A 21218-nucleotide genomic window follows, 5' to 3' on the forward strand; every position below is an offset into this window, starting at 1 on the left:
CCTTTCACCCCCTAAACTTCTTTTTTACCAGTTATGTATTCATAGATTAGTGATTTTTTGTATTGTTCAAACTCTTCGATAATTTCTTCCTTATAACAAAGCAACGTATCTATTTTACTAACATTATTATCAAGATATATGACTATCTCTTTCTGCTCTTCAATACTAGGCACAGGAACTTTTACTTTTTTTGTATACTCAAATCCTATGTTTCCTTGATTAGCAGTACCAGTTTCATAATCAAAAACTTGATCTAACACCGAATCAATTTTTAAAACATAGTCGAAATAATTTATAATTAAATTTGGTGATTTCCTTCTTAAAATTCCTACTCGTTGATTCAAATATAAATTCTTAGAATCAACATCAAATTTGGTGATTAATTTGGAATAAAAATAGTCTCTTTTTCCTTTTGTTCCTGTCATAGTAAATAGAATATCATCTTCTTTTATTTTATAAATTACGGTTTCTTTTGCATAATCATCATCTATAAAAACAGGTGCTTTATCTAAATTCAGTTCAAAGTTTTTAACATTAGAAATTCTGATAACCTGATTATTTGTCTTAAATTTAAACTTGTCACTTTTATAAGCATTCCCACCAATAAAATTAAAAATATTCCCTAAAGATATATATTCCCAATTATTAGGTATTTCAATATCATCAACCATCTTCATTTCAACATTCTTATCTAACCCCTTTGTTACCACTTCAGTAATTAAGGCTTGCTTATACTGCTTTAGTTCTTCGATAGATTGTTGAGTATCAGAAATGATTAAGTCAATCGTATTAGTGATTTCATTTAGTTTATCTGCTATTTTCATTTGTTCATCTAACAATGGTACAGGTATAGAAATTTTTTTCATTTTATCCCATTTTGTTGACCATAAATCAGCAACAATTCCAGTCCCCCATCGATAAAACTCCTCTGCAAAAGATGTATTTTTCAATAAATATTTTGTGTATTCTTTTGAAATACTTTTAGAAAATAACACTGTATTAATTAAAGATACAGATCCATCTTCATTTGCAATGCCAGCTGACATTTTTCTATCCGACCTCGAGTTAATAACAAAATCATCTTTTTTTACTAATTTTCTATCATTATGATTAGAAGACTTTGCTACCGTATCTAACTGTGGTACAACCCCATTCTTTGTAACAGATAAAGGTGCAAAGTCAAGGTCAGATACTTTTTCATTTCTTTGTTTATAATGGGCGCCTATCGTTGATAATTCCCAATTACTTGGAATTCCCCCAATCCACCTAACACCTGAGTCTTTCATTGCCCTAGTCAACATTACTCACATCCTTACCTGACAAAGCCTCAAAGTTCGCTACAATCGATTCTTCTAATTTTTTTATTCGTACTGCAATCACTTCAGAAGATTCTGGAGCTTGATATTTATAGAACAAACGTGTGAGTGGGATTTCATATCCAACCTTATCTTTCTTACGATCCATCCAAGCATTTGGATTAAATGGTAATACCTCACGTTCAAAATACTCCTGAATATCTTCTTTCAGTGGAATATCTTCCGTATCTCGTAAATTTGTATTCGCTACAGGCTTTCCTTTTTTCAAAATGATGTTACCTTCTTCATCTCTTTGAGGACTTTCTACTGTGACTTTAGTGAAGCCAAACTCTTCATTTTCAAACACTTTTGATTCTACAAACTTTTCATCTAAATAATATTCTTTGTTATCAAACTCTCCATATGCTTGAACAATAATATTTCGACATTCTTCACTAATATCAACACGTTTTTCCCCAATGTTTTTACGTCGCTTTTCAAATATTTTAGAAGCATCAATTAATTGAACTTTACCTTGACGCTCAGCCGATTTATTTTTCGTAATAATCCACACATACGTTGATATACCTGTATTGTAGAATAAGTCTGTAGGTAATTGGACAATCGCTTCTAACCAATCATTTTCAATTACATATTGACGAATTGCACTTTCGCCCCCACCTGCATTTCCTGAAAATAATGCCGATCCATTGTGAACAATTGCCATACGTCCTGTTTCTTTTAGTTTTGAGATACCATTTAGTTGGAATAACAATTGACCATCACTAATTTTAGGTAATCCCACACCAAATCGACCATTTTCACCTTTTTGATGCTCTTCTTCAACTTTGTTTTTATCTTTCTTCCAATCTATTCCGAATGGTGGGTTTGAAATACAATAATCAAAGGTATAGCCTTCAAATTGATCATTCGATAACGTGCTACCTAAAGCCATATTGTCTGGATTCCCTCCACGAATCATCGTGTCTGCTTTCGCAATGGCAAAAGTTTCTGGGTTTAATTCTTGTCCAAAAGTACGTACTTCAGCACTCTCATTAAAATCATGAATACGCTCAATCATAGCAGACAGCATTTGTGATGTTCCCATCGTTTGGTCGTAAACTGTTTTTACTACATCTTGACCAGTTAATGTGTCTCGATCCTCAACTAATAACAAGTCTGTCATTAAATAAATGATATCTCGGCTTGTAAAGTGTGCTCCTGCTTCTTCGTTATAACTCTCCGAGAATTTTCGTACCAATTCTTCGAAAACATAGCCCATATCTGTACTTGTTACCTTGTCAGGTCCTAAATAAGATTCCTTTTTGTTGAATTCTTGAATTACATAATACAGCGCATCATTTTCAGCCATATTTGTGATTTCAACATCAAATTTAAAGTTCGCCAAAATATCTTGCATATTATCTGAAAATCCGTTTAAATATGCTCTAAAATTTGTTTCGATATTTGCTGGATCTGCAAGCAACGTTTCAAATGTATATAAGCTTGTATTATAAAAAGAATAACCAGATGCTTTTTCTAAAAAGCGATTGCGCATTGTTTCATTCATATTTTTATATTGTTCAGCAGCTTTTAAAACTTCATCACGTGTTGATATCAAGGTGTCATGAAGTCGTTTAATAACTGTCATCGGAAGGATAACCTTCCCATATTCATGAGGCTTGTATAGCCCTCGTAAAATGTCTGCTACGTTCCATATAAGATTGGCTTGCTTCTGAACATTGATTGCTGTTTGTAAATTACGATTCAATTCATTCATTGTTATTCTCCTGTTTTCTATTTTCTTGATTGTTTTCTTATTTGCATTCCTTTTTCTCATATTATGAAGCCTCTAGTTTCAACGCTGCTTTTCAGTCAGCAGATGACAGATTTCTTCTACCTTTTTGGATTTCTATTATACTAAATAAGAATATAGTCTTATTACAATGATACCAGCGCTTAAATCTTGTCACAAGAGAGTGACAAATATTTGGAAATGTTTCTAGAAAAAAAGACAAATACAATCTATAAAACTTATGATTTTGTAATTACTCTCTATAAACCCCATGAAGGGTGCCTGTCACTCCTCGAACGGTTTCTGGGTATTCTTGTAACATTATAAAACCCTCTTCTATTTTGTTCTATATAATTGATTAGATTTTAAACTAATTTTACTTTTTTTGAGCCATCTATAAAAGTCCAACGGGTTCTCTTAAAGGGGACAAAATAAGTAAATCGCATACAAAATCTCACACATACTCGCATTATTTGAGTAGGTGTTTTTTTGTTGATTTTCGTGTGGTATGAGAATTCATAGGCGGAGAATTTCCGGATAATGTATATAGTAGAAGCATAAAAAGCTGATATAACCGGAGATATTCCGACTAACTGCTCAAAATATGTCAAAATCCATTGATTTGGATACTATAAACGGAAAACCTCCGAAAACCTCCCCTTATTTTTAAGGAAATTTGGGTATTTCTAAATTCAATCGGAAATCTTCCGCTTATTTTTCTTTAGATACTCTTCAGTAGACGAAAAAAGAGGCCTCTCAAAAGTTCATTGAACTTATGAGAAACCTCTTTTATGAATAAAATGTGACTTTTTTAGGCAAATGACCTAATGTAACCCGCATGATTCCTTGCTATAACAAGGTTTCAAAGCAGTTATTACATCATTCCACCCATTCCACCCATGTCAGGCATTGCAGGTGCGTTTGATTCTGGCTTGTCAGCAATTACCGCTTCAGTAGTTAGAAAAAAGGTGCCTGTCCCCCACAGTAAATTAATGTTTTACCGCACTGGGGGACAGGCAGTATAGCATTAGCGAAGCTGATGCCAGGACCAATGCGATCTGTTTAAGTATCGCAGAAACAGCAAAGGCAAATGGTGTGGATTTCTATCGCTATCTTATAAGATTATTGACGGATCTTCCAAATCTAGATATCTATTGAAATCAAGAAATTATACACCTTTATATGCCTTGCTCGAAAATAATTCAAGCGGAATGTGGAAAATAAAATGAAATAACCGTAAATCTGATTTAAAAAGATCATGAAATAAGGTTATTTGCCATGCATACCGATATGGGTACGCTTATTTTTATATTTCGGGCTATGAATATCTTGATTCTTCACTTACACTTTGTACACTTGACCCCCAAAAAAGGTACCTATCCCCCAGTAATATAAAGTATTACCGTACTGGGGGACAGGCACCATAGCACTGTGGCAAATCGTGGACATACTGGGTAGACATTGGGCCCGACCCGAAAACTGGTGAAAGAAGACAAAAAACAAAGGGCGGTTTTAAAACAAAAAAAAAGCGGAAGATGCTGTAACCGCGTTAATCACTAGTGTGAAACAAGGTACTTTTATCAAGGAATCTAATATTTTATTTAAGGATTTTGCTAAGCAATGGTTGCCCACGTATATCGAACGAACTTGTCCTGAACCTGGAACAGTTCGACTTCGAAAATATGGAATAAATAAATTACTCCCCTACCTTGCTCACATAAAGCTTAAAAACATTTCAGAGGAAATGTTCCAAGAGGCTTTGGATGATTTAAAAGCTAGTAATTTAGCCAAAAGTACACTGGAGGGCATCCTGGCAACTGGTAAAATGATTTTTGATATGGCCGTCCATAAGAAACTGATAAGAGAAGACCCGGTAAAGAAGGCCTATATTAAAAAAGATATTAAAGTAATCAAAGAAACAAATGAGGATGATCAGAAGAAGCAGGATGAGGACCTTCCAAATTACTTTGAAAAAGAAGAGCTCAAAGTCTTTTTGGATGCAGCAAAGACAAATGGACTGTATATGGATGATCTCATCTTCACTATGTTAGCCTACACTGGTATGCGGGTAGGTGAATTAGTAGTACTTAAATGGAATGATATTGATTTTACTAAGCGAACTGTCCGCATTAACAAAACGTACTATAGCGAATATAATAATATCGCGAAATATGAATTAGTATTACCTAAGACAGAGAAATCTAAACGAAAAATTGTGGTATCAAACCTTGTTATTGAACTACTAAAAAAACATAAAGAAGAACAAGAAAAGATCATTGCTAGATTAGGGGATTCTTACAATAATAAGGGTTTCATTTTTACAAATATTAAAAGCCATCAAGGCCTCCCTATCTTAACAAAGTTAGTGGAAAATAGAATGAAAAGGTTACTTAAATTAGCCAATTTAAATACCAAACTTTCCCCTCACAGCATGCGTCATACGCACACTTCACTACTTGCTGCAGCTGGAGTAAAACTCGAGGACATTAAAGAACGCTTAGGTCATTTTGATGATGCAATAACCAGGAAGATATATCTTCATGTTACAGACCCTGTGAAGAGAGAAGCATCTGATAAATTTGATAACTTCATGGAAAGCGCTTAGTAATTAATTATAGTGAAAGCAAAATTCCTCATTTTGCTTTCACTTATATAAGTTTGTTAAAATACCCTTTTCTAATGAACAGTATCGTTGAACTGCGCATTAAAATCCCCTGTTATAAATTACAAGACTTATTCAACAAAAGGCCCGTTACTTGAATAAGCCAAAAAAGACGGTCAAGTAGTGACCACCCTCTTTTCCTCATACATTAATAATTAACGTCCAGTCCTGTTTCAAAAATCTAGACCTCTCCACACGTAAACCTCATTTTTTAAAACCAGGACAAATAACATAACCTACTCACTACGATTTATCGCTGGAGCGGGTATTTTATTTAAGTATTTTATACACCTATGGCTCTTATAAAACTGCCTTAAGTCATCATCATGTGAAACGATTTCGAAAAACCCTTAATTTCCTTTCCAATTTAAAAAGCATATTACTCGAATGCCAACCGAACCCCTATAGCCTCTCCGTTTTAATAATAACGTGATTTTATGATCTAGTCACATATATTAGTTAGAGCTGCTGTATATATGTACAAACCCTTGTTAGGAAGTGACATGGATGATTAAAGATTTTATTAAAAAAGTTAACTCTCACCCTATTTTAGATTCTATTCCTTTTCGAAGAGCTGTGCTGTATTCTTTATTAATTCCCGGCATGCTCATTAGCATAAATGAAGGTGCGTATCACGCTATTTGGCTTACCCTTGTATGTTTGTTAATTGGGTACAAGGATATTAAGCCTTTTGTTAATTTCAAACAATACAAGCTCTTGGAGCTGTTAAAAATATCGGGGATTACCATTGTTGTATCTCTTCTCTTTTCAATTGCGGGGTTAAAGATTATGTCTTTGTTTGGGGTAATGGATCCACAAGGATTAAAGGACCTTGTTTTAACGAATGAGGAATATCTAAATAAATTAGAAATACTCCCTTTTATTGCGGTTGGTGAAGAATTTTTTAAACTTTTGATGTTTTTAGCTTTGTTTAGTTTGATCACTGTCGGCACCAAGAACACGCGAATCTTAATTGCAACTCTTATAGCCGCATTTATATTTGGACACTTACATGTATTCAGCTATGAATTTACAGCAGGTATCCCGATTATGTTCGGTGTTATTCCGACTTTTTATCTGATGTTGTATTATCGTAGTATCATCCCTCTCATTATCGAGCACTTTTTTGCTGACTTTTATAGTTTTACTGGACATACTGTATTTGGTGATTTATTTGTTCAAATTGTCTCCATAGTCTTTATGATTTGCTGGTTTGGATGGATGTTCAAGACTTCTTCTCTTAAGAAAAAGCCAGTATCATAGGTTGTTTGAAACTGCCGAAAACATTCTTATCTATCTCTTTTATTAACATCCCAGGAAAAAGTGCGCCCCTTCACAATGTAACAAAAAAAGAAGGTCTTTGCTGCACAGTATAAGTCAAATACGAAAGGCGACTACTTTTAAAGTAATCGCCTTTAACAATGTTTACAGTATATTGTACTGCGCAATAATGTACTCACATATTTTTCGACCTGTTTGTCAAAATAAAAATTGACCCAGAGTGATCGCTTAAAAGCGGGAGTCACTTGGTGATAAATGGGTATTCAGGGTACCCTTAGTATCTTATATTCTTTAACGGAAATAATAGGATTCTTCGTTTAGTAGGTGAATATATGAGGCGATTCGTAAGGTATTCCGGTAAAGAAGCAGTTATTTTTTCATCACCGAAAAGGTTTTGCCATCTTTTTTACAGTATTAATAGTGTGGATCTAACCTTTTCTTATTGGGGTTAATTCTTATTAAAATTAATTAATATCCACTAATATATTTCCATTAAAGAATTCTTCTCTTAATAAGTTTGGAATTGTATGCTTGTCTCGTTTATATAATATCTCCTTTAAATTTTGGATAGGTAGATACTTTAGTAATTGTGTGTTTTCAAAATCTCTACGGATATTTTCAGCACAAACCCATTCCAAAATAGCTGGTATATCTTTATTGGGATGATTACCGACTATTACATAATAAATTTCTTCTCCATTTTCTCCACTCAATAGCTTTAAATTCTGAAATTTGGATAATACATCCAACCAATCTCTTTTTAATTCCACTTCAAAAGCAGCTAAAATCTTATGATTTTTATTGGCCCAAATTACATCTAAATAATCAACTTGCTCTTTCGATTTTCCAACTTTAAGATTTTCTATATTAAGATCTTCCATTGTTAGGTTTGCGATGGTATTTAACTCTAACCCGTATAAGCTTTGGTTTTTTTCACCTTTAGCCAATTTTGACTTTAAACCAAAATAAGCTCCCAATGCACTAAGTTGTGCTTGATAACTTAAGTGTAAATGTTGTCCTGTTTCTTCATCTTCAAAATAATACTTTTGCTTTAACAGAGAATTCAGATTTGCTCGATCAAACTCAACATAAACACTGTCAGTTTTTTTAGTACCAAATCTCAGTAAGTTATGTTCATCAAACCAACCTTTTATTTTTTTGGAATCATTTTGGAAATTTTCAAAATAACCCTTACCTATTATTTTTTCCGTAATTTCCCAAAATTTTTCTTGCCAGTTTTGATACACATAAACAACAGGTTTTTCGCTGTCTAAAGTAGGTCTAGTTACTACTAGCTTACTATTTGATCTAATAATTTTGGATGTCTTTAATTCGGGAATATCAAAATAATCACTTTTACCACAAGACCTATTTGTATCCCAAGGTTTTACAATATTATAGTTGCTGAGAAGTTTTCGAACTTCTATATGATTATTCTTATGTATTTTATCCTTCAATGTAGACGCTTCATAGAAATTTAGACTTTTGAACCTATTTAATATTAGTTCATAATTATTATTCTCAAGCAATACTTATCACCTAACCCCCAAATCTTATAATTAGTGTTGGGTTAAATGAATAAATAAATACATTAATTCATTTAAATGCCCTCCTCATCAGGTGTCACCTTAAAATAATTTGTTGGATACAAATATAAAAGGTTTATTGTAGGTTTTTCTTTTTTTGTTGTAATACAAAGTCTTTTCACTCATATAAATTTATTATGAGCGCTCAGAGTCTACAAAGAAAGGAGTTCTATTAAATTTGAATAGAACAACTTTGGAAGGGCGCATACGAGATAACTCATGGACAATCTATCCTTATGACAATAGGAAAGCATTGCAACAACTAAAAGATAATTCTGTAGATTGTATCTTAACAAGTCCACCCTATCTTAACTCAAGGGCATATGGAGAACTAGGAAGAGAAGAAGGAAATCAAGCAAAATATAATATGCCAAGAAGTGGTATTCCAATGATGAATGAAATTGGATTTGGTCAATCAATCGAAGATTACTTTAATAGTTTAGAGGAAGTATTTAAGCAATGTTTTAGAGTCTTGAAAAATAATAAGTGGTTTTTTGTTAATGTAAATAAAATTAGGAATAACTTGACTACTTTTGATATAAGTCATGAGATAGTTAGGAGAGTAACTCTTCAAGGATTTTCTCATAGAGATACAATAATTTGGTTTAAAAACAACCCAAGGCCATTACTTTCAACTAGTAAACCTTATTATTTAGATGATGGTTGGGAATATATACTAATGTTTTCCAAGGGTAAAGCCATAATAAATAGAGAAAATTATCTTCCAATGTCATTAGATTTTAAATGCGCGAGTTGCAAAACAGAAAATAAATTAGTTAAAAAATCTAGACCTAATTATTTTCATACAAATATAGGTTTTACAGAGAATAGATTAAGTAGTAATCACCCTGCTAAATTTCCATTGGCTTTACCTAACTTTATATTTAGTTTATGTACTAAACAAGGCGATCTAATTCTTGATCCATTTTCAGGTGTAGGTACTACTTTAGTAGCTGGACTAGATAATAACTTAAACGTGATAGGATGTGAAATTAATATAGATTTTTGTAATTCCGCAATAAGAGAAATTAAGGCTTTAAGTGAAAAAGTTACAACAAACCCTAGTTAATTTAACTAGGGTTAAATTTTGTGCTTTCCATTATAAAATTTTCAAATAGCAGATAAAATGATAAACATGATTTATTGAGAATTAGATTGCCACTTTAATTATCCGAGTATAGTCATCCCTCTTAATTCCAGGTTTAGTTTTGACTTTTCAAATAACTCGAGGAATAAATCAAAACTCAATACATTTTTCCAGGTCCCAATTTATTTGCTGCGCAGTATTTGTCTACTACGTATATACTTCCCCCTAATCAATGTTTCGAATGAATGGAATGAATTATTGGAATTACACTTGGTAATAATGTATTTTTAGCAACAAAATATTTTTCAGGAAGTGAGGATGCCAATGAAAGGACATATTTATCGAAGGAACTGCACCTGCAAGAAGAAGAAAAAGTGCAGTTGTGGTTCAAAATGGGCTTTTGTCGTCGATATAGGAATAGACCCTATCACTGGAAAAAGGAAACAGAAATCGAAAAGTGGTTTTCTGACCCAACAAGAAGCTGAAGCGGCAGCCAATACTCTCATTTATGAGTTAAACCAAGGGACATATGTAGAAGAGACAGACAAGACCTTCAGCGACTTTGCTAATGAATGGCTGCCTATCTACCGTGACTCAAAGGACGTTAAGCCGGGAACTATTCGTGTTCGAATTCATGAAATTGGGAGGTTATTACCCTACTTTGCTCAATTAAAATTGAAAGACATCACAAGAAAGATGTACCAAGATGCTCTCAATGATTTAAAAGATCAAGGGTTAGCTGATAGCACAAGGGAAGGAATCAATCGTACAGGGAGAATGATTTTCCGAAAGGCCTTAGAACTGGAGATTATTAAGAAGGACCCGACGGAATTTGCTTATGTGAAGAAGGATAGAAAAACGATTGAACAACTCGAAGAAGAGGAAGTTCCAAATTACTTAGAAAAAGAAGAGCTTGCCTTGTTTTTAGAAACAGCAAAACAACATGGTCTCGAACATGATTTCTTGGTGTTTTTAATACTCGCCTATACAGGAATTCAGGTTGGAGAATTAGTTGCTCTTAAGTGGAAGGATATAGACTTCAAAAACCATACAATCAGTATTACTAAAACGTATTATAATCCTAATAATAATAATACGGTTGAGTATCAATTAGTCCCACCGAAAACCCGAAAGTCTAGACGAAAAATAGTTGTCGATGAAGAGGTGATTGAAGCTTTGAAGGAACATAAAAAGGTTCAGAATCAAGTCATTGATCAATTAGGCAACCATTACTATAACCAAGACTTTATCTTTGCCAAAATGGAGCGGCACTTCGGATATCCTATTGTGATTAAAAATGTTCGAGACCGTATGAAAAGGCTACTTAAAATCGCAGATTTAAATGAAGAGTCAACACCACATTCTTTGCGACATACGCATACCTCTCTCTTAGCAGAGGCAGGTGTCTCACTCGAACAAATAATGGATCGGCTCGGCCATACTGATGACCAAATTACAAAGAATGTGTATCTCCATGTTACGAAAGAAATGAAAAAAGAAGCCTCTCAAAAGTTCGGTGAACTAATGAGAAGCCTCCGTTAAAAACCTCAATGTTGCAAAATGTTAGCAAACCACTCTCACCTTACCAACAAACCCATTCATATCAAGGGTTGGAGGCACTTATTACATCATGCCGCCCATTCCACCCATTCCGCCCATATCAGGCATTGCAGGTGCGTTTGGCTCAGGCTTATCAGCAATGACTGCTTCAGTAGTTAGAAGCATAGCTGCTACGGAACCAGCGTTTTGAAGGGCAGAACGAGTTACTTTCTTAGGATCTACGATACCAGCGTCGACCATGTTAACCCACTCGCCAGTTGCTGCGTTGAAGCCGATTCCTACTTCTTCGCGCTTTAAGCGGTCAACAATTACAGAACCTTCTAAGCCGGCATTTTCAGCGATTGTGCGTACAGGCTCTTCAATCGCGCGTAGGACGATGTTGATACCTGTTTGGATGTCGCCCTCTTCTTGAAGTGCAGCTACTTTATTGTAAACGTTAAGTAGAGCTACTCCACCACCGGATACGATTCCTTCTTCAACAGCTGCACGAGTTGCGTTTAGAGCATCTTCAATGCGAAGTTTGCGCTCTTTTAATTCTGTTTCTGTAGCAGCACCAACTTTAATAACCGCTACTCCACCAGCTAATTTAGCTAAACGCTCTTGTAATTTTTCTTTATCGAATTCTGAAGTAGTTTCTTCTAATTGAACACGAATTTGGTTTACACGAGAAGCGATTTGTGCGCTGTCTCCTGCACCTTCAACAATTGTAGTGTTTTCTTTCGTTACAACTACTTTAGAAGCGCGTCCTAAAGATTCGATTGTTGCAGATTTCAGGTCACGGCCTAATTCTTCCGTGATTACTTCACCGCCAGTTAGGATCGCGATATCTTCAAGCATTGCCTTACGGCGGTCACCGAAGCCAGGAGCTTTAACTGCTACTGCGTTAAATGTTCCGCGAAGCTTGTTCACTACTAATGTAGCAAGTGCTTCTCCTTCAACATCTTCAGCAACAAGCAATAATGGCTTGCCTTGTTGAACCACTTGCTCAAGAACTGGAAGGATTTCTTGAATACTAGTGATCTTTTTATCAGTAATTAATATATATGGATTATCTAGAATAGCTTCCATTTTGTCAGAATCCGTTACCATGTATGGAGAAGCATATCCACGGTCGAATTGCATACCTTCTACTACGTCAAGCTCTGTAGTGAAGCCTTTTGATTCTTCGATTGTGATAACGCCGTCGTTGCCAACGCGCTCCATAGCTTCTGCGATAAGAGCACCAACTTCTTTATCGTCAGAAGAAATAGCAGCAACCTGTGCAATTGACTCTTTGCCTTCAATTGGCTTAGCGATTACTTGTAATTCTTCTACAGCCGCAGCAACAGCTTTTTCGATACCTTTGCGGATACCCATTGGGTTAGCACCAGCTGTAACGTTCTTAAGACCTTCACGGATCATTGCTTGAGCAAGAACTGTTGCAGTTGTTGTTCCGTCACCAGCAACATCGTTCGTTTTGCTTGCAACTTCAGCAACAAGCTTTGCACCCATGTTTTCGAAAGCATCTTCTAATTCGATTTCTTTTGCAATTGTTACACCGTCATTTGTAATTAACGGAGAACCGAATTTTTTCTCAAGAACCACGTTGCGTCCTTTTGGTCCAAGAGTTACTTTTACTGCATTTGCAAGAGCGTCCACTCCGCGAAGCATTGCGCGGCGTGCATCTTCACTAAATTTAATCTCTTTTGCCATAATAAATAACCTCCTCGAAATAGTTAAATAGGCAGTTCAAATCAATTTGTAAAGCTGTCTGACTAAATTAGCCGATCACAGCAAGAATGTCATTTTCGCGTAAAATTAAATATTCTTTGCCATCGTACTTCACTTCAGTACCAGCATATTTTGAGAAGATAATACGGTCGCCTTGAGCAACTTCAAGGGCTACACGCTCACCGTTCTCAAGAACGCGGCCAGTTCCAACAGCAACTACATTGCCTTCTTGAGGCTTTTCTTTTGCAGTGTCCGGCAAAACGATGCCGCTTGCAGTTTTTTCTTCAGTTTCAACAAGCTCGATAATAATTCGATCACCTAGTGGCTTTAACAAGTGAAACAACCTCCTCAATAAATATGTAAATTTTATTTATTAGCACTCTCATCTACTGAGTGCTAACACAATTATTATATTAATGAATCTGGTGCACATTTGCAAGAGTGAAGCTCAATTTTTTGTAAAAAATATTTAAGATGGGCACTTTACTTTTTTACATTCATTGCCAAATGATAGTCTATCCTAAAAAACCGAACAGCAAACCATTTTTAAAGTCTACTATTTGATACTTGGACCTTTTTACGGGTAAAATGAATGTTGGTATACACAATGGATAAGGAGATAAAATATTGAAAAAAGAATATTGGTATATTCTCATTGCTTATATAGGGATGCATTTATCTAGCTTAATTGGGGTTCCGTTTATTGCGTTTTGGGGAACACTATTCGGGAAAAGCATGAAGGACATGGAAACATTCGCAGTTTCATCTTGGATCGTGATAAGCTTTACACTGGCTTTCATTATTATTTTAGTTTTCCTTAGAAAGGAAATAAAAGACAGCTTCTCCATGAGGCATACGACCTCTACCGGATCTTCCATAGCCTGGGCCATTGGCGGGGTATTTCTTGCCTTATTTGCCCAATCAATTGCTGCCAATATAGAAAATTTACTCGGTATTGAAATGGGCTCGGAAAACACTCAGCAAATTATCAGACTTATTCAGGCATCACCATTAGTCGTTGTCATCAGCTCTATTATTGGGCCAATTCTTGAGGAAATTGTCTTTCGAAAAATTATTTTCGGAACGATTCATAAACGGCTGAACTTTTTTCTATCAGCATTAATAAGTTCTATTATTTTTGCTGTTGCTCACTTTGAGTTTGAACATATTCTTTTGTACTCAGCAATGGGCTTTACCTTTGCTTTCCTATATGTCAAAACAAAGCGAATTCTTGTACCGATTTTTGCACATGTGGCCATGAATACACTTGTCGTTATTATCCAATTCAACAGGGAAAATATTGAAAACTGGATTAAAGAAGCGGAAAAAATGCAAAGCTTTATTGGAGGATTTTTATGAGAAGGACACCATTAATGTCAGGCATCATTTATATTATTCTTGGGATCCTCTTTACCTATATCGCGATCCAAAGCATTCAAAGAAACGATGGCTGGGGAATATTTACTTACTTTCTCATAATTATCGCAACCCTTGATTTAGGTACTGGCCTGCGGATGGTTGCCTTTCATTTTGCTAATAACAAACAAAGAAAATGAGCACTATGTAAATGCTCATTTTCTTTGTTTAGCTTATTCTTCATCTGTAGGATAATGCTTAAGAAAGTAGATTAGCGACTGCAGCTCCACAGCTAAATCGATATGATGGATTCTGATTGAGGACGGCACAGATAAACGCGCAGGAGTAAAATTCAAAATTCCATTTACACTGCCTTGAACAATTCTGTCAGCAATCGGCTGAGCTGCAAGAGCTGGAACTGTTAAAATCGCGACTTGAATTTGTTGGTCCTCGATTACTTTTTCCAGATCATTCATATGATAAATCGGTACATCACCAATGAATGTGCCAACTTTTCCCTCGTCTACATCAAAGGCTACTTCAATTTTCGTATTATTGTTTTTGAGGAAATTATAATTCAAAAAGGCAGTTCCTAAATTACCAACACCAATAAGAGCGACCTTCGTTAATTCATCTTGATCTAATGTTTTCCGGAAAAAGGTAAGTAAATAATTTACATTATACCCATACCCTTTTTTCCCTAAAGCTCCAAAGTAGGAAAAATCCCGCCGAATGGTAGCAGAATCGACCTTCACTGCGTCACTTAATTCTGCAGAAGAGACTCTTTGTTTCCCAGAAGCATGCAAATTTTTTAAGAATCGATAATATAAAGGAAGCCGTTTGGCCGTTGCTTGTGGAATTTTTAATGACTCATTCGCCATTATCTTATCTCCTCTCATAGAAACCTTTACGTTTGCTCATATGACTTAATCACATAGAGCAATTATTACAAGGGATCTCTTTTAAAATCCCCATTTTTTCCGCCTGTTTTTTCTACTAAATAGGTTTTGCCAATAACCATTCCTTTATCAACTGCCTTGCACATATCATAAACTGTTAAGGCACATACGGATGCGGCTGTTAACGCTTCCATTTCAACTCCAGTATGCCCTTTTGTTTTGACAGTAGCGGCAATGAGCAATGTATATTCTTCTTGATCAACGCTCCATGAGAAGGAAATATCTACCCCTGTTAAAGGGATCGGATGACACATTGGGATTATTTCCCATGTTTTCTTGCATGCCATCACTCCAGCAACTTGTGCAACCGCAAGGACATCGCCTTTTTTCATTTGATTAGAAGTGATTTTTTCATATATTTCTTTATTAACTGTAATACTTGAGTGAGCAATCGCCGTTCTCGCCGTCACAGATTTTTCGCTAATATCGACCATCTTTGCTCTGCCTTCTTGATTAAAATGGGTAAATTCATTCATTTAAAACACCTCACAACAAAATCATACACTATTTTTAGCCAAATGTGTAAAACACTTCACAATAATTCAAGTCCAGCCTCACACACATTGCCCAACAAATATGAATGAGTTACACTTATTCTATAAAGCTTGAGGTGAACAAAAATGATTTTATTACAAGTCAATCAATTAATAAAGAACTTTGGTGCTGAAGTTATATTATCGAATATAAAACTTGAAGTACAAACTAGAGATAGAATTGCCCTTGTGGGGCGTAACGGGGCTGGAAAGTCCACGCTTTTAAAAATAATAGCTGGCCAAATATCCTATGATTCTGGTGACATTATTAAGCCGAAGGAAGTGGAAATTGGCTACCTTGCGCAAAATACCGGACTTGAATCGGAAAGATCCATATGGGATGAAATGCTAACCGTATTCGAGCATCTGCAAAAGCTTGAAAAAGAATTGCGAAAGCTCGAGGGTGAAATGTCTGATCCGCAGGCAATGGCTAATCCCGAAAACTATGAACGCATCTTAAAAGAATACGATGATCGTCAAGTTCAATTTAAAGAACAAGGCGGTTATCAGTACGAATCAGACATCCGCTCCGTTCTTCACGGGCTGAACTTTCAATCCTTTAGCTATGATACGAAAATATCCACTTTAAGCGGAGGACAAAAAACGAGGCTCGCTCTAGGAAAGCTGCTATTAAAGAAGCCTGATATTTTAATTTTGGACGAGCCTACGAACCATTTAGATATTGATACTTTATCTTGGCTTGAACAATATTTGCTAACGTATGACGGGGCTATTTTAATCGTTTCCCATGATCGATATTTTTTAGATAAAGTCGTCTCCCAAGTCTATGAATTATCAAGAAATCAAATTAGAAAATATATCGGTAACTACAGCTCTTATCTTGACCAAAAAGCAGCAAACTATGAACGCGACTTGAAGCAATTTGAAAAGCAGCAAGAAGAAGTAGCTAAACTGCAAGACTTTATTCAGCGCAATCTGGCTCGGGCCTCCACAACGAAAAGGGCACAGAGCCGCAGAAAACAGCTAGAGAGAATGGAATTATTGGACCGTCCTTCAGGGGATGAGAAGTCTGCTAATTTCGGTTTCCAAATTGAAAAGCAAACAGGCAATGAAGTGCTGAAGGTGGAATCTGTTGCGGTAGGATACAATGATGAAATGATTTCGAAAAATATTTCCTTCCGAATTACTCGTGGAGAAAGTATAGCCCTCGTGGGACCAAACGGAATTGGCAAATCTACACTTTTAAAAACGATCATTGAGAAGCTTCCTTCACTAGCAGGAAGTATACACTACGGATCCAACGTAGCCATTGGCTATTATGATCAGGAACAGGCTGAGCTCACCTCGAACAAACGTGTACTTAATGAACTTTGGGATGAATATCCCCTTACACCAGAAAAGGAAATTCGAACGGTGTTAGGAAACTTCCTCTTTTCAGGAGATGATGTGCTAAAAATCGTCTCTACTTTAAGCGGAGGAGAGAAGGCTCGTCTAGCATTGGCAAAATTAATGATGCAAAAGGCAAATTTCTTAATTCTGGATGAGCCAACAAACCATCTCGACTTAGATAGTAAAGAGATATTAGAAAATGCTTTAATTGATTATCCTGGAACGATCCTATTCGTTTCTCATGACCGCTATTTTATCAATCGCATTACAACAAAGGTGCTTGAGCTTCACGAAAATGGTGCAAATGAGTTTCTTGGGGATTACGATTATTATGTGGAGAAGAAGCTAGAACAAGAAGAGTTAAAAGCTTTGGACCTTGCAGAAAAGCCCTCCTCCTCTACTCACGTAAATCAAGAAAAAAGCAGCTATCAGATGGATAAGGAAGCAAAAAAGTTAGAAAGACAAAAACAGAGAAGATTAGAAGAAGTTGAAAAGCTGATTGGGAGATTGGAGGCGCAAATTGCTGAATTCGAGCAGCTTCTGTGTGAGCCCGACATCTATCAAGATCATGAAAAGGTCTTGGAAATAACGAAGGAAAATAACGAGGCAAAGTCTAAACTAGATGAATTAGTTGAGGAGTGGACAGTTTTAGCAGAGTAATGGGGACACTTTTCTTTTCAGAGTATTTTGAACCAGGAGTATACTCACTCCTGGTATTTTTTTATCCACAAAACTATTCACATTAAAACGACTGAAATAATAGCATTCCACAGACTTTTCCACACTATCCACATTTAATCGCCGTTTTATCCACATTATACACATATTTTTTGGATAATTGCTATTTTATCCACAAAAAACGTCCCCGTAGAAACAGGGACGTTTTTCTTATACCCAAATTAGTTGTGGATAGTAATTTCAAGACCAGGGTTCGCATTTAATGCCATCGTTGATCTTGCGCCTTTTTCATAAAGGATGCTTCCAGCGGCTGCAATCATAGCCGCATTATCCGTACATAAATTTAAGGGAGGGATGACCAACTCAATTCCAGGGAGCTTGTCAAACTCCTTCTGTAATGTGGACCGCAAACCTTTATTGGCTGCAACTCCACCTGCTAAGAGTACTTGTTTTACCTTATATTGTTCGACAGCTTTCAGCGTTTTCGTAACAAGGACATCAATGACACTTGCCTGAAAGCTTGCGGCTAGGTCTTCTGGGGATAACTTTTCCCCACGCTGTTCCGCATTGTGGACAGTGTTGATAACTGCAGATTTTAGTCCACTAAAACTAAAATCATAGGAGCCTTCCTCCAGCCAAGCTCTTGGCAAATTAATAGCGGCTTCCCCAACATGTGCTAACCGGTCTATGTGAGGACCTCCTGGATATGGCAGATTCAAGGTTCTAGCTACTTTATCATAAGCCTCTCCAGCCGCATCATCCCTAGTTTCTCCAATAACTTCAAAGTGCCCTTGTTCTTTCATATAGACCAGCTCTGTATGTCCACCAGAAACAACGAGGGAGAGTAACGGAAATTCAAGCTCTGTCACAAGCCGATTCGCATAAATATGGCCTGCAATATGATGAACACCGACTAACGGGATACTATGGGCAAAGGCAAGCGCTTTTGCTGCGTTTACACCCACTAATAAGGCTCCTACAAGGCCTGGACCTTCTGTAACGGCAATAGCATCCAGATCATCAAAGCTTATTTCTGCCTGATTTAATGCTTCCTCAAGAACAATCGTTATTTGTTCTACATGGTGCCGCGATGCAATTTCAGGTACAACGCCCCCGAACCTTTTATGACTTTCTATTTGCGATGCCACAATATTGGAGGCAATTTCCCTGCCGTTTTTGACAATCGCTACGGATGTTTCATCACAGCTTGTTTCAATACCCATAATATATTGATCTTTATTCATTATAAATTCACCCACATTACCAATGCATCTTCTCGATTATCGGTATAATAACTTTTTCGAATGCCTCCATCCTGAAAGCCTAGCTTTCGGTACAAAGACTGGGCAACAGAATTAGTCACACGGACTTCAAGTGTCATCGTTCGAGCGCCCATTTCTGAGGATATCTCCATAATCTTCTTCATTAATGCTTCCCCAAGCTTCAGCCCTCGGTATTCAGGCAAGACGGCCACATTTGTAATATGCGCCTCATCAACGATTACCCAAACCCCGCAGTAGCCAATTAATCTTCCCTCATCTTCTAATCCAATATATACGGCAAATTTGTTTTGTTTAAATTCGTTTTTAAAAGCTTCTTCCGTCCACGGCAATGTAAATGAGGCATGTTCAATTTTCAATACTTCATTCACATCTTTTTCACTTAAAAAACGAAAAGTGAAAGAATTCGTCATTATGTTCTTCCTCATCATTACTTTTTCTCTTTGTTTGCATTTAGCCAATTCGCTTCTGCTTCTGCCAAACGGATATAGTTAGGAACGAAGGAATGTATATCCTCCCCTTCTTTATCTCTTCCTAGCAAAGCAAGCTCTGCCGGCCGAGGATTTTGCTCCGTGATTTCCGCAAAAACAGCCTGGTCTCCAAGAACATCCTTCAGAATAGGCTGATGCAGTGGCAAATCATTGCCGATAAATAGAATTTTACGTTCCTGTTTCTTAAGCTTTGCTGCCCATTCTGTTGATAATAACAGCTGATCTTTTTGCAAAGTATGTATTTTGCCATCAACGAACTGGTAGAGGCCCGTGTAGATTTGTCCTCTTCTTGCATCGAATAGCGGGGATACAGCGCCATCGAAATAACGTCCAGCTGATGCAGCAGAAACTTCTAGGCTTGAAATTCCCACTAATGGGATGTTAAGTGTCCAAGCTAATGTTTTCGCAATCGTAACACCAATTCTAACACCTGTGTAAGAGCCTGGCCCTTTGGCTACAACAATTTTTGAAAGGTCAGCTGGCTTTATGTCACAATCACGCATTAAAGCTTCAATAGCAGGCATAACTCGTACGGAATGATTCTTTTTCAGATTGGTCATATATTCGCCTTTTACTTGATCCCCATCCAATAACGCAACACCTAACGTATAATTAGATGTATCAATCGAAAGCACCTTCATCCTAATATCTCCTTACATAACTCCTCGTATCTCTTACCCTTTGGTTCTAACACAAATCTTCTGGAACCATTCTCTCCTAGAAAAAGAGAGATGGTCAACAATTCAGCAGGCAACTGGCTTTCTATTAAGTGTGCCCATTCTACAACTGTAACTCCATCCCCCTCGAAGTATTCATCAAATCCCAGGTCTTCAAAGGAATCTTCTACTCGGTAAACATCCATATGATATAACGGAAGCCTGCCTTGATATTCCTTGATAATGGTAAAAGTAGGACTGTTAACATTTCTTTTAATTTCTAACCCAATGGCCAATCCTTTCGTGAACGTGGTTTTCCCTGCGCCTAGATCACCTTCAAGAGCGATGACATCTCCAGGCTGCAAAAGGGTGGCCAGACGTTTTGAAAATTCCATCGTATCTTCAGGATGTTTCGAAATAAACTCATATATACTCATAATAATTGATCACCATTATTTTTCTAGAATTGGAATGACTAACCCACCTGATTATTATCAAAAAAACCTTAGGATGCATCCTAAGGGTATCTTTCATATATAGTGTACATGATTTTAAAACGGCTAGCAAAAAAAGCTTCGCAAAATAAAAAAAGACGAAACTTAGTTTCGTTCTTGTTTAAGCATGTAAATGGCGGTCCGGACGGGACTCGAACCCGCGACCTCCTGCGTGACAGGCAGGCATTCTAACCAACTGAACTACCGGACCAGATTGCGGGGACAGGATTTGAACCTGCGACCTTCGGGTTATGAGCCCGACGAGCTACCGAACTGCTCCACCCCGCGATAGTAATATTTATATGATTTTTATTATGCTCATATATAGCATAGTAAATATGTTTAAAACAGCCTAGCGACGTCCTACTCTCACAAGGGGACAGCCCCTAACTACCATCGGCGCTGAAAAGCTTAACTTCCGTGTTCGGGATGGGAACGGGTGTGA

The 21218-nt window shown here is 36.5% G+C and carries 19 protein-coding genes, 2 tRNA genes, 1 rRNA gene and 2 pseudogenes; 9 read left to right on the forward strand and 15 right to left on the reverse strand.

Going from position 1 to position 21218, the window contains the following annotated elements; all coding sequences use genetic code 11:
• Positions 1–11: 11 nt before the first annotated feature.
• The 3 genes and pseudogenes from AR328_RS20345 to AR328_RS23600 form a co-directional block, all read right to left on the reverse strand.
• Entirely contained in the window at positions 12–1301 is a 1290-nt protein-coding gene (locus AR328_RS20345; RefSeq protein WP_066301028.1) for a restriction endonuclease subunit S, read from the reverse strand.
• Positions 1291–3075 (reverse strand): type I restriction-modification system subunit M, encoded by a 1785-nt coding sequence (locus AR328_RS20350; protein WP_066301031.1) that lies wholly within the window; start codon positions 3073–3075, stop codon positions 1291–1293. Before AR328_RS20350 ends, AR328_RS20345 begins: the two co-directional genes overlap by 11 nt.
• Positions 3076–3964: 889 nt before the next feature.
• Positions 3965–4054: pseudogene (locus tag AR328_RS23600) on the reverse strand (hypothetical protein); the annotation flags it as partial.
• 56 nt (positions 4055–4110) lie between these two features.
• Between AR328_RS23600 and AR328_RS23605 the strand changes: the two are divergent.
• The 4 genes and pseudogenes from AR328_RS23605 to AR328_RS20360 all read left to right on the forward strand — a co-directional run.
• Positions 4111–4314, forward strand: a pseudogene (locus AR328_RS23605) (IS66 family transposase); the annotation flags it as partial.
• 236 nt (positions 4315–4550) lie between these two features.
• Positions 4551–4634, forward strand: coding sequence for an Arm DNA-binding domain-containing protein (locus AR328_RS23610; RefSeq protein WP_082677340.1), 84 nt, complete (start codon positions 4551–4553; stop codon positions 4632–4634).
• Between the two features lie 17 nt (positions 4635–4651).
• Positions 4652–5695 carry a tyrosine-type recombinase/integrase gene (locus AR328_RS20355; protein WP_066301034.1) on the forward strand — a complete coding sequence of 348 codons (1044 nt, stop codon included), beginning with the start codon at positions 4652–4654 and terminating at the stop codon, positions 5693–5695.
• A 564-nt stretch (positions 5696–6259) separates the two neighbouring features.
• Entirely contained in the window at positions 6260–7015 is a 756-nt protein-coding gene (locus AR328_RS20360; RefSeq protein WP_066301040.1) for a type II CAAX prenyl endopeptidase Rce1 family protein, read from the forward strand.
• Positions 7016–7497: 482 nt separating this feature from the next.
• On the opposite strand, the gene AR328_RS20365 is transcribed toward AR328_RS20360, so the two are convergent.
• A complete protein-coding gene (locus AR328_RS20365; RefSeq protein ID WP_231735056.1) occupies positions 7498–8490 on the reverse strand; it encodes a hypothetical protein in 993 nt (330 codons plus the stop codon).
• A gap of 307 nt (positions 8491–8797) precedes the next feature.
• On the opposite strand from AR328_RS20365, the gene AR328_RS20370 reads away from it, so the two are divergent.
• Together AR328_RS20370 and AR328_RS20375 are read left to right on the forward strand one after the other, a co-directional pair.
• The gene (locus AR328_RS20370; RefSeq protein WP_066301050.1) at positions 8798–9688 is read left to right on the forward strand and encodes a DNA-methyltransferase; all 891 of its coding nucleotides are present in this window, start codon (positions 8798–8800) and stop codon (positions 9686–9688) included.
• 342 nt (positions 9689–10030) lie between these two features.
• A complete protein-coding gene (locus AR328_RS20375; RefSeq protein WP_066301125.1) occupies positions 10031–11248 on the forward strand; it encodes a tyrosine-type recombinase/integrase in 1218 nt (405 codons plus the stop codon).
• 81 nt (positions 11249–11329) lie between these two features.
• Here AR328_RS20375 and groL read toward each other — a convergent pair whose 3' ends face one another.
• Together groL and groES are read right to left on the reverse strand one after the other, a co-directional pair.
• Entirely contained in the window at positions 11330–12958 is a 1629-nt protein-coding gene (gene groL, locus AR328_RS20380) for a chaperonin GroEL (RefSeq protein WP_066301052.1), read from the reverse strand.
• Positions 12959–13025: 67 nt separating this feature from the next.
• Complete coding sequence (gene groES, locus AR328_RS20385) at positions 13026–13310, reverse strand: co-chaperone GroES (RefSeq protein ID WP_066301067.1); 285 nt, start codon at positions 13308–13310, stop codon at positions 13026–13028.
• Between the two features lie 293 nt (positions 13311–13603).
• On the opposite strand from groES, the gene AR328_RS20390 reads away from it, so the two are divergent.
• Entirely contained in the window at positions 13604–14335 is a 732-nt protein-coding gene (locus AR328_RS20390; RefSeq protein WP_066301076.1) for a CPBP family intramembrane glutamic endopeptidase, read from the forward strand.
• On the forward strand, positions 14332–14532 hold the full coding sequence (locus AR328_RS20395) for a YdiK family protein (RefSeq protein WP_066301078.1): 201 nt from the start codon (positions 14332–14334) through the stop codon (positions 14530–14532). The genes AR328_RS20390 and AR328_RS20395 overlap by 4 nt, the downstream gene beginning before the upstream one ends.
• 33 nt (positions 14533–14565) lie before the next feature.
• Here the strand turns inward: AR328_RS20395 and AR328_RS20400 are convergent, their stop codons facing one another.
• A complete protein-coding gene (locus tag AR328_RS20400) occupies positions 14566–15213 on the reverse strand; it encodes a redox-sensing transcriptional repressor Rex (RefSeq protein WP_066301080.1) in 648 nt (215 codons plus the stop codon).
• A gap of 65 nt (positions 15214–15278) precedes the next feature.
• Positions 15279–15767: a cyclic pyranopterin monophosphate synthase MoaC gene (moaC, locus tag AR328_RS20405; RefSeq protein WP_066301081.1), complete on the reverse strand. Its 489-nt coding sequence runs from the start codon at positions 15765–15767 to the stop codon at positions 15279–15281.
• A 144-nt stretch (positions 15768–15911) separates the two neighbouring features.
• Here moaC and AR328_RS20410 point away from each other — a divergent pair, with 144 nt between their 5' ends.
• Positions 15912–17834, forward strand: coding sequence for an ABC-F family ATP-binding cassette domain-containing protein (locus tag AR328_RS20410; RefSeq protein WP_066301091.1), 1923 nt, complete (start codon positions 15912–15914; stop codon positions 17832–17834).
• 239 nt (positions 17835–18073) lie between these two features.
• Here the strand turns inward: AR328_RS20410 and tsaD are convergent, their stop codons facing one another.
• From tsaD to rrf, 7 genes are all read right to left on the reverse strand, one after another.
• Positions 18074–19096 carry a tRNA (adenosine(37)-N6)-threonylcarbamoyltransferase complex transferase subunit TsaD gene (tsaD, locus tag AR328_RS20415; RefSeq protein ID WP_066301101.1) on the reverse strand — a complete coding sequence of 341 codons (1023 nt, stop codon included), beginning with the start codon at positions 19094–19096 and terminating at the stop codon, positions 18074–18076.
• Positions 19096–19545, reverse strand: a complete 450-nt coding sequence (gene rimI / locus AR328_RS20420; protein WP_066301104.1) for a ribosomal protein S18-alanine N-acetyltransferase — start codon at positions 19543–19545, stop codon at positions 19096–19098. The genes tsaD and rimI overlap by 1 nt, the downstream gene beginning before the upstream one ends.
• Positions 19546–19562: 17 nt before the next feature.
• The gene (tsaB, locus tag AR328_RS20425) at positions 19563–20264 is read right to left on the reverse strand and encodes a tRNA (adenosine(37)-N6)-threonylcarbamoyltransferase complex dimerization subunit type 1 TsaB (protein ID WP_066301106.1); all 702 of its coding nucleotides are present in this window, start codon (positions 20262–20264) and stop codon (positions 19563–19565) included.
• Entirely contained in the window at positions 20261–20716 is a 456-nt protein-coding gene (gene tsaE, locus AR328_RS20430; protein ID WP_066301108.1) for a tRNA (adenosine(37)-N6)-threonylcarbamoyltransferase complex ATPase subunit type 1 TsaE, read from the reverse strand. The genes tsaB and tsaE overlap by 4 nt, the downstream gene beginning before the upstream one ends.
• A gap of 191 nt (positions 20717–20907) precedes the next feature.
• Positions 20908–20984 (reverse strand) — tRNA-Asp (locus tag AR328_RS20435).
• A gap of 3 nt (positions 20985–20987) precedes the next feature.
• Positions 20988–21061, reverse strand: a tRNA-Met gene (locus AR328_RS20440).
• A gap of 62 nt (positions 21062–21123) precedes the next feature.
• A 5S ribosomal RNA gene (gene rrf, locus AR328_RS20445) occupies positions 21124–21218 on the reverse strand; the annotation flags it as partial.

Origin of the sequence: Bacillus sp. FJAT-29937 (assembly GCF_001509555.1) — a bacterium.
Lineage (GTDB): Bacteria > Bacillota > Bacilli > Bacillales > Cytobacillaceae > Cytobacillus.

Excerpts from the sequence above, each read along its gene's own strand:
- AR328_RS20360 (WP_066301040.1), top strand. The coding sequence starts at position 6,260 with ATGATTAAAGATTTTATTAAAAAAGTTAACTCTCACCCTATTTTAGAT.
- moaC (WP_066301081.1), bottom strand. The coding sequence starts at position 15,767 with ATGAATGAATTTACCCATTTTAATCAAGAAGGCAGAGCAAAGATGGTC.
- AR328_RS20395 (WP_066301078.1), top strand. The coding sequence starts at position 14,332 with ATGAGAAGGACACCATTAATGTCAGGCATCATTTATATTATTCTTGGG.
- rimI (WP_066301104.1), bottom strand. The coding sequence starts at position 19,545 with ATGACGAATTCTTTCACTTTTCGTTTTTTAAGTGAAAAAGATGTGAAT.
- tsaD (WP_066301101.1), bottom strand. The coding sequence starts at position 19,096 with ATGAATAAAGATCAATATATTATGGGTATTGAAACAAGCTGTGATGAA.
- AR328_RS20375 (WP_066301125.1), top strand. The coding sequence starts at position 10,031 with ATGAAAGGACATATTTATCGAAGGAACTGCACCTGCAAGAAGAAGAAA.
- AR328_RS20410 (WP_066301091.1), top strand. The coding sequence starts at position 15,912 with ATGATTTTATTACAAGTCAATCAATTAATAAAGAACTTTGGTGCTGAA.
- tsaB (WP_066301106.1), bottom strand. The coding sequence starts at position 20,264 with ATGAAGGTGCTTTCGATTGATACATCTAATTATACGTTAGGTGTTGCG.
- groL (WP_066301052.1), bottom strand. The coding sequence starts at position 12,958 with ATGGCAAAAGAGATTAAATTTAGTGAAGATGCACGCCGCGCAATGCTT.
- AR328_RS20345 (WP_066301028.1), bottom strand. The coding sequence starts at position 1,301 with ATGTTGACTAGGGCAATGAAAGACTCAGGTGTTAGGTGGATTGGGGGA.
- AR328_RS20350 (WP_066301031.1), bottom strand. The coding sequence starts at position 3,075 with ATGAATGAATTGAATCGTAATTTACAAACAGCAATCAATGTTCAGAAG.
- AR328_RS20400 (WP_066301080.1), bottom strand. The coding sequence starts at position 15,213 with ATGGCGAATGAGTCATTAAAAATTCCACAAGCAACGGCCAAACGGCTT.
- tsaE (WP_066301108.1), bottom strand. The coding sequence starts at position 20,716 with ATGAGTATATATGAGTTTATTTCGAAACATCCTGAAGATACGATGGAA.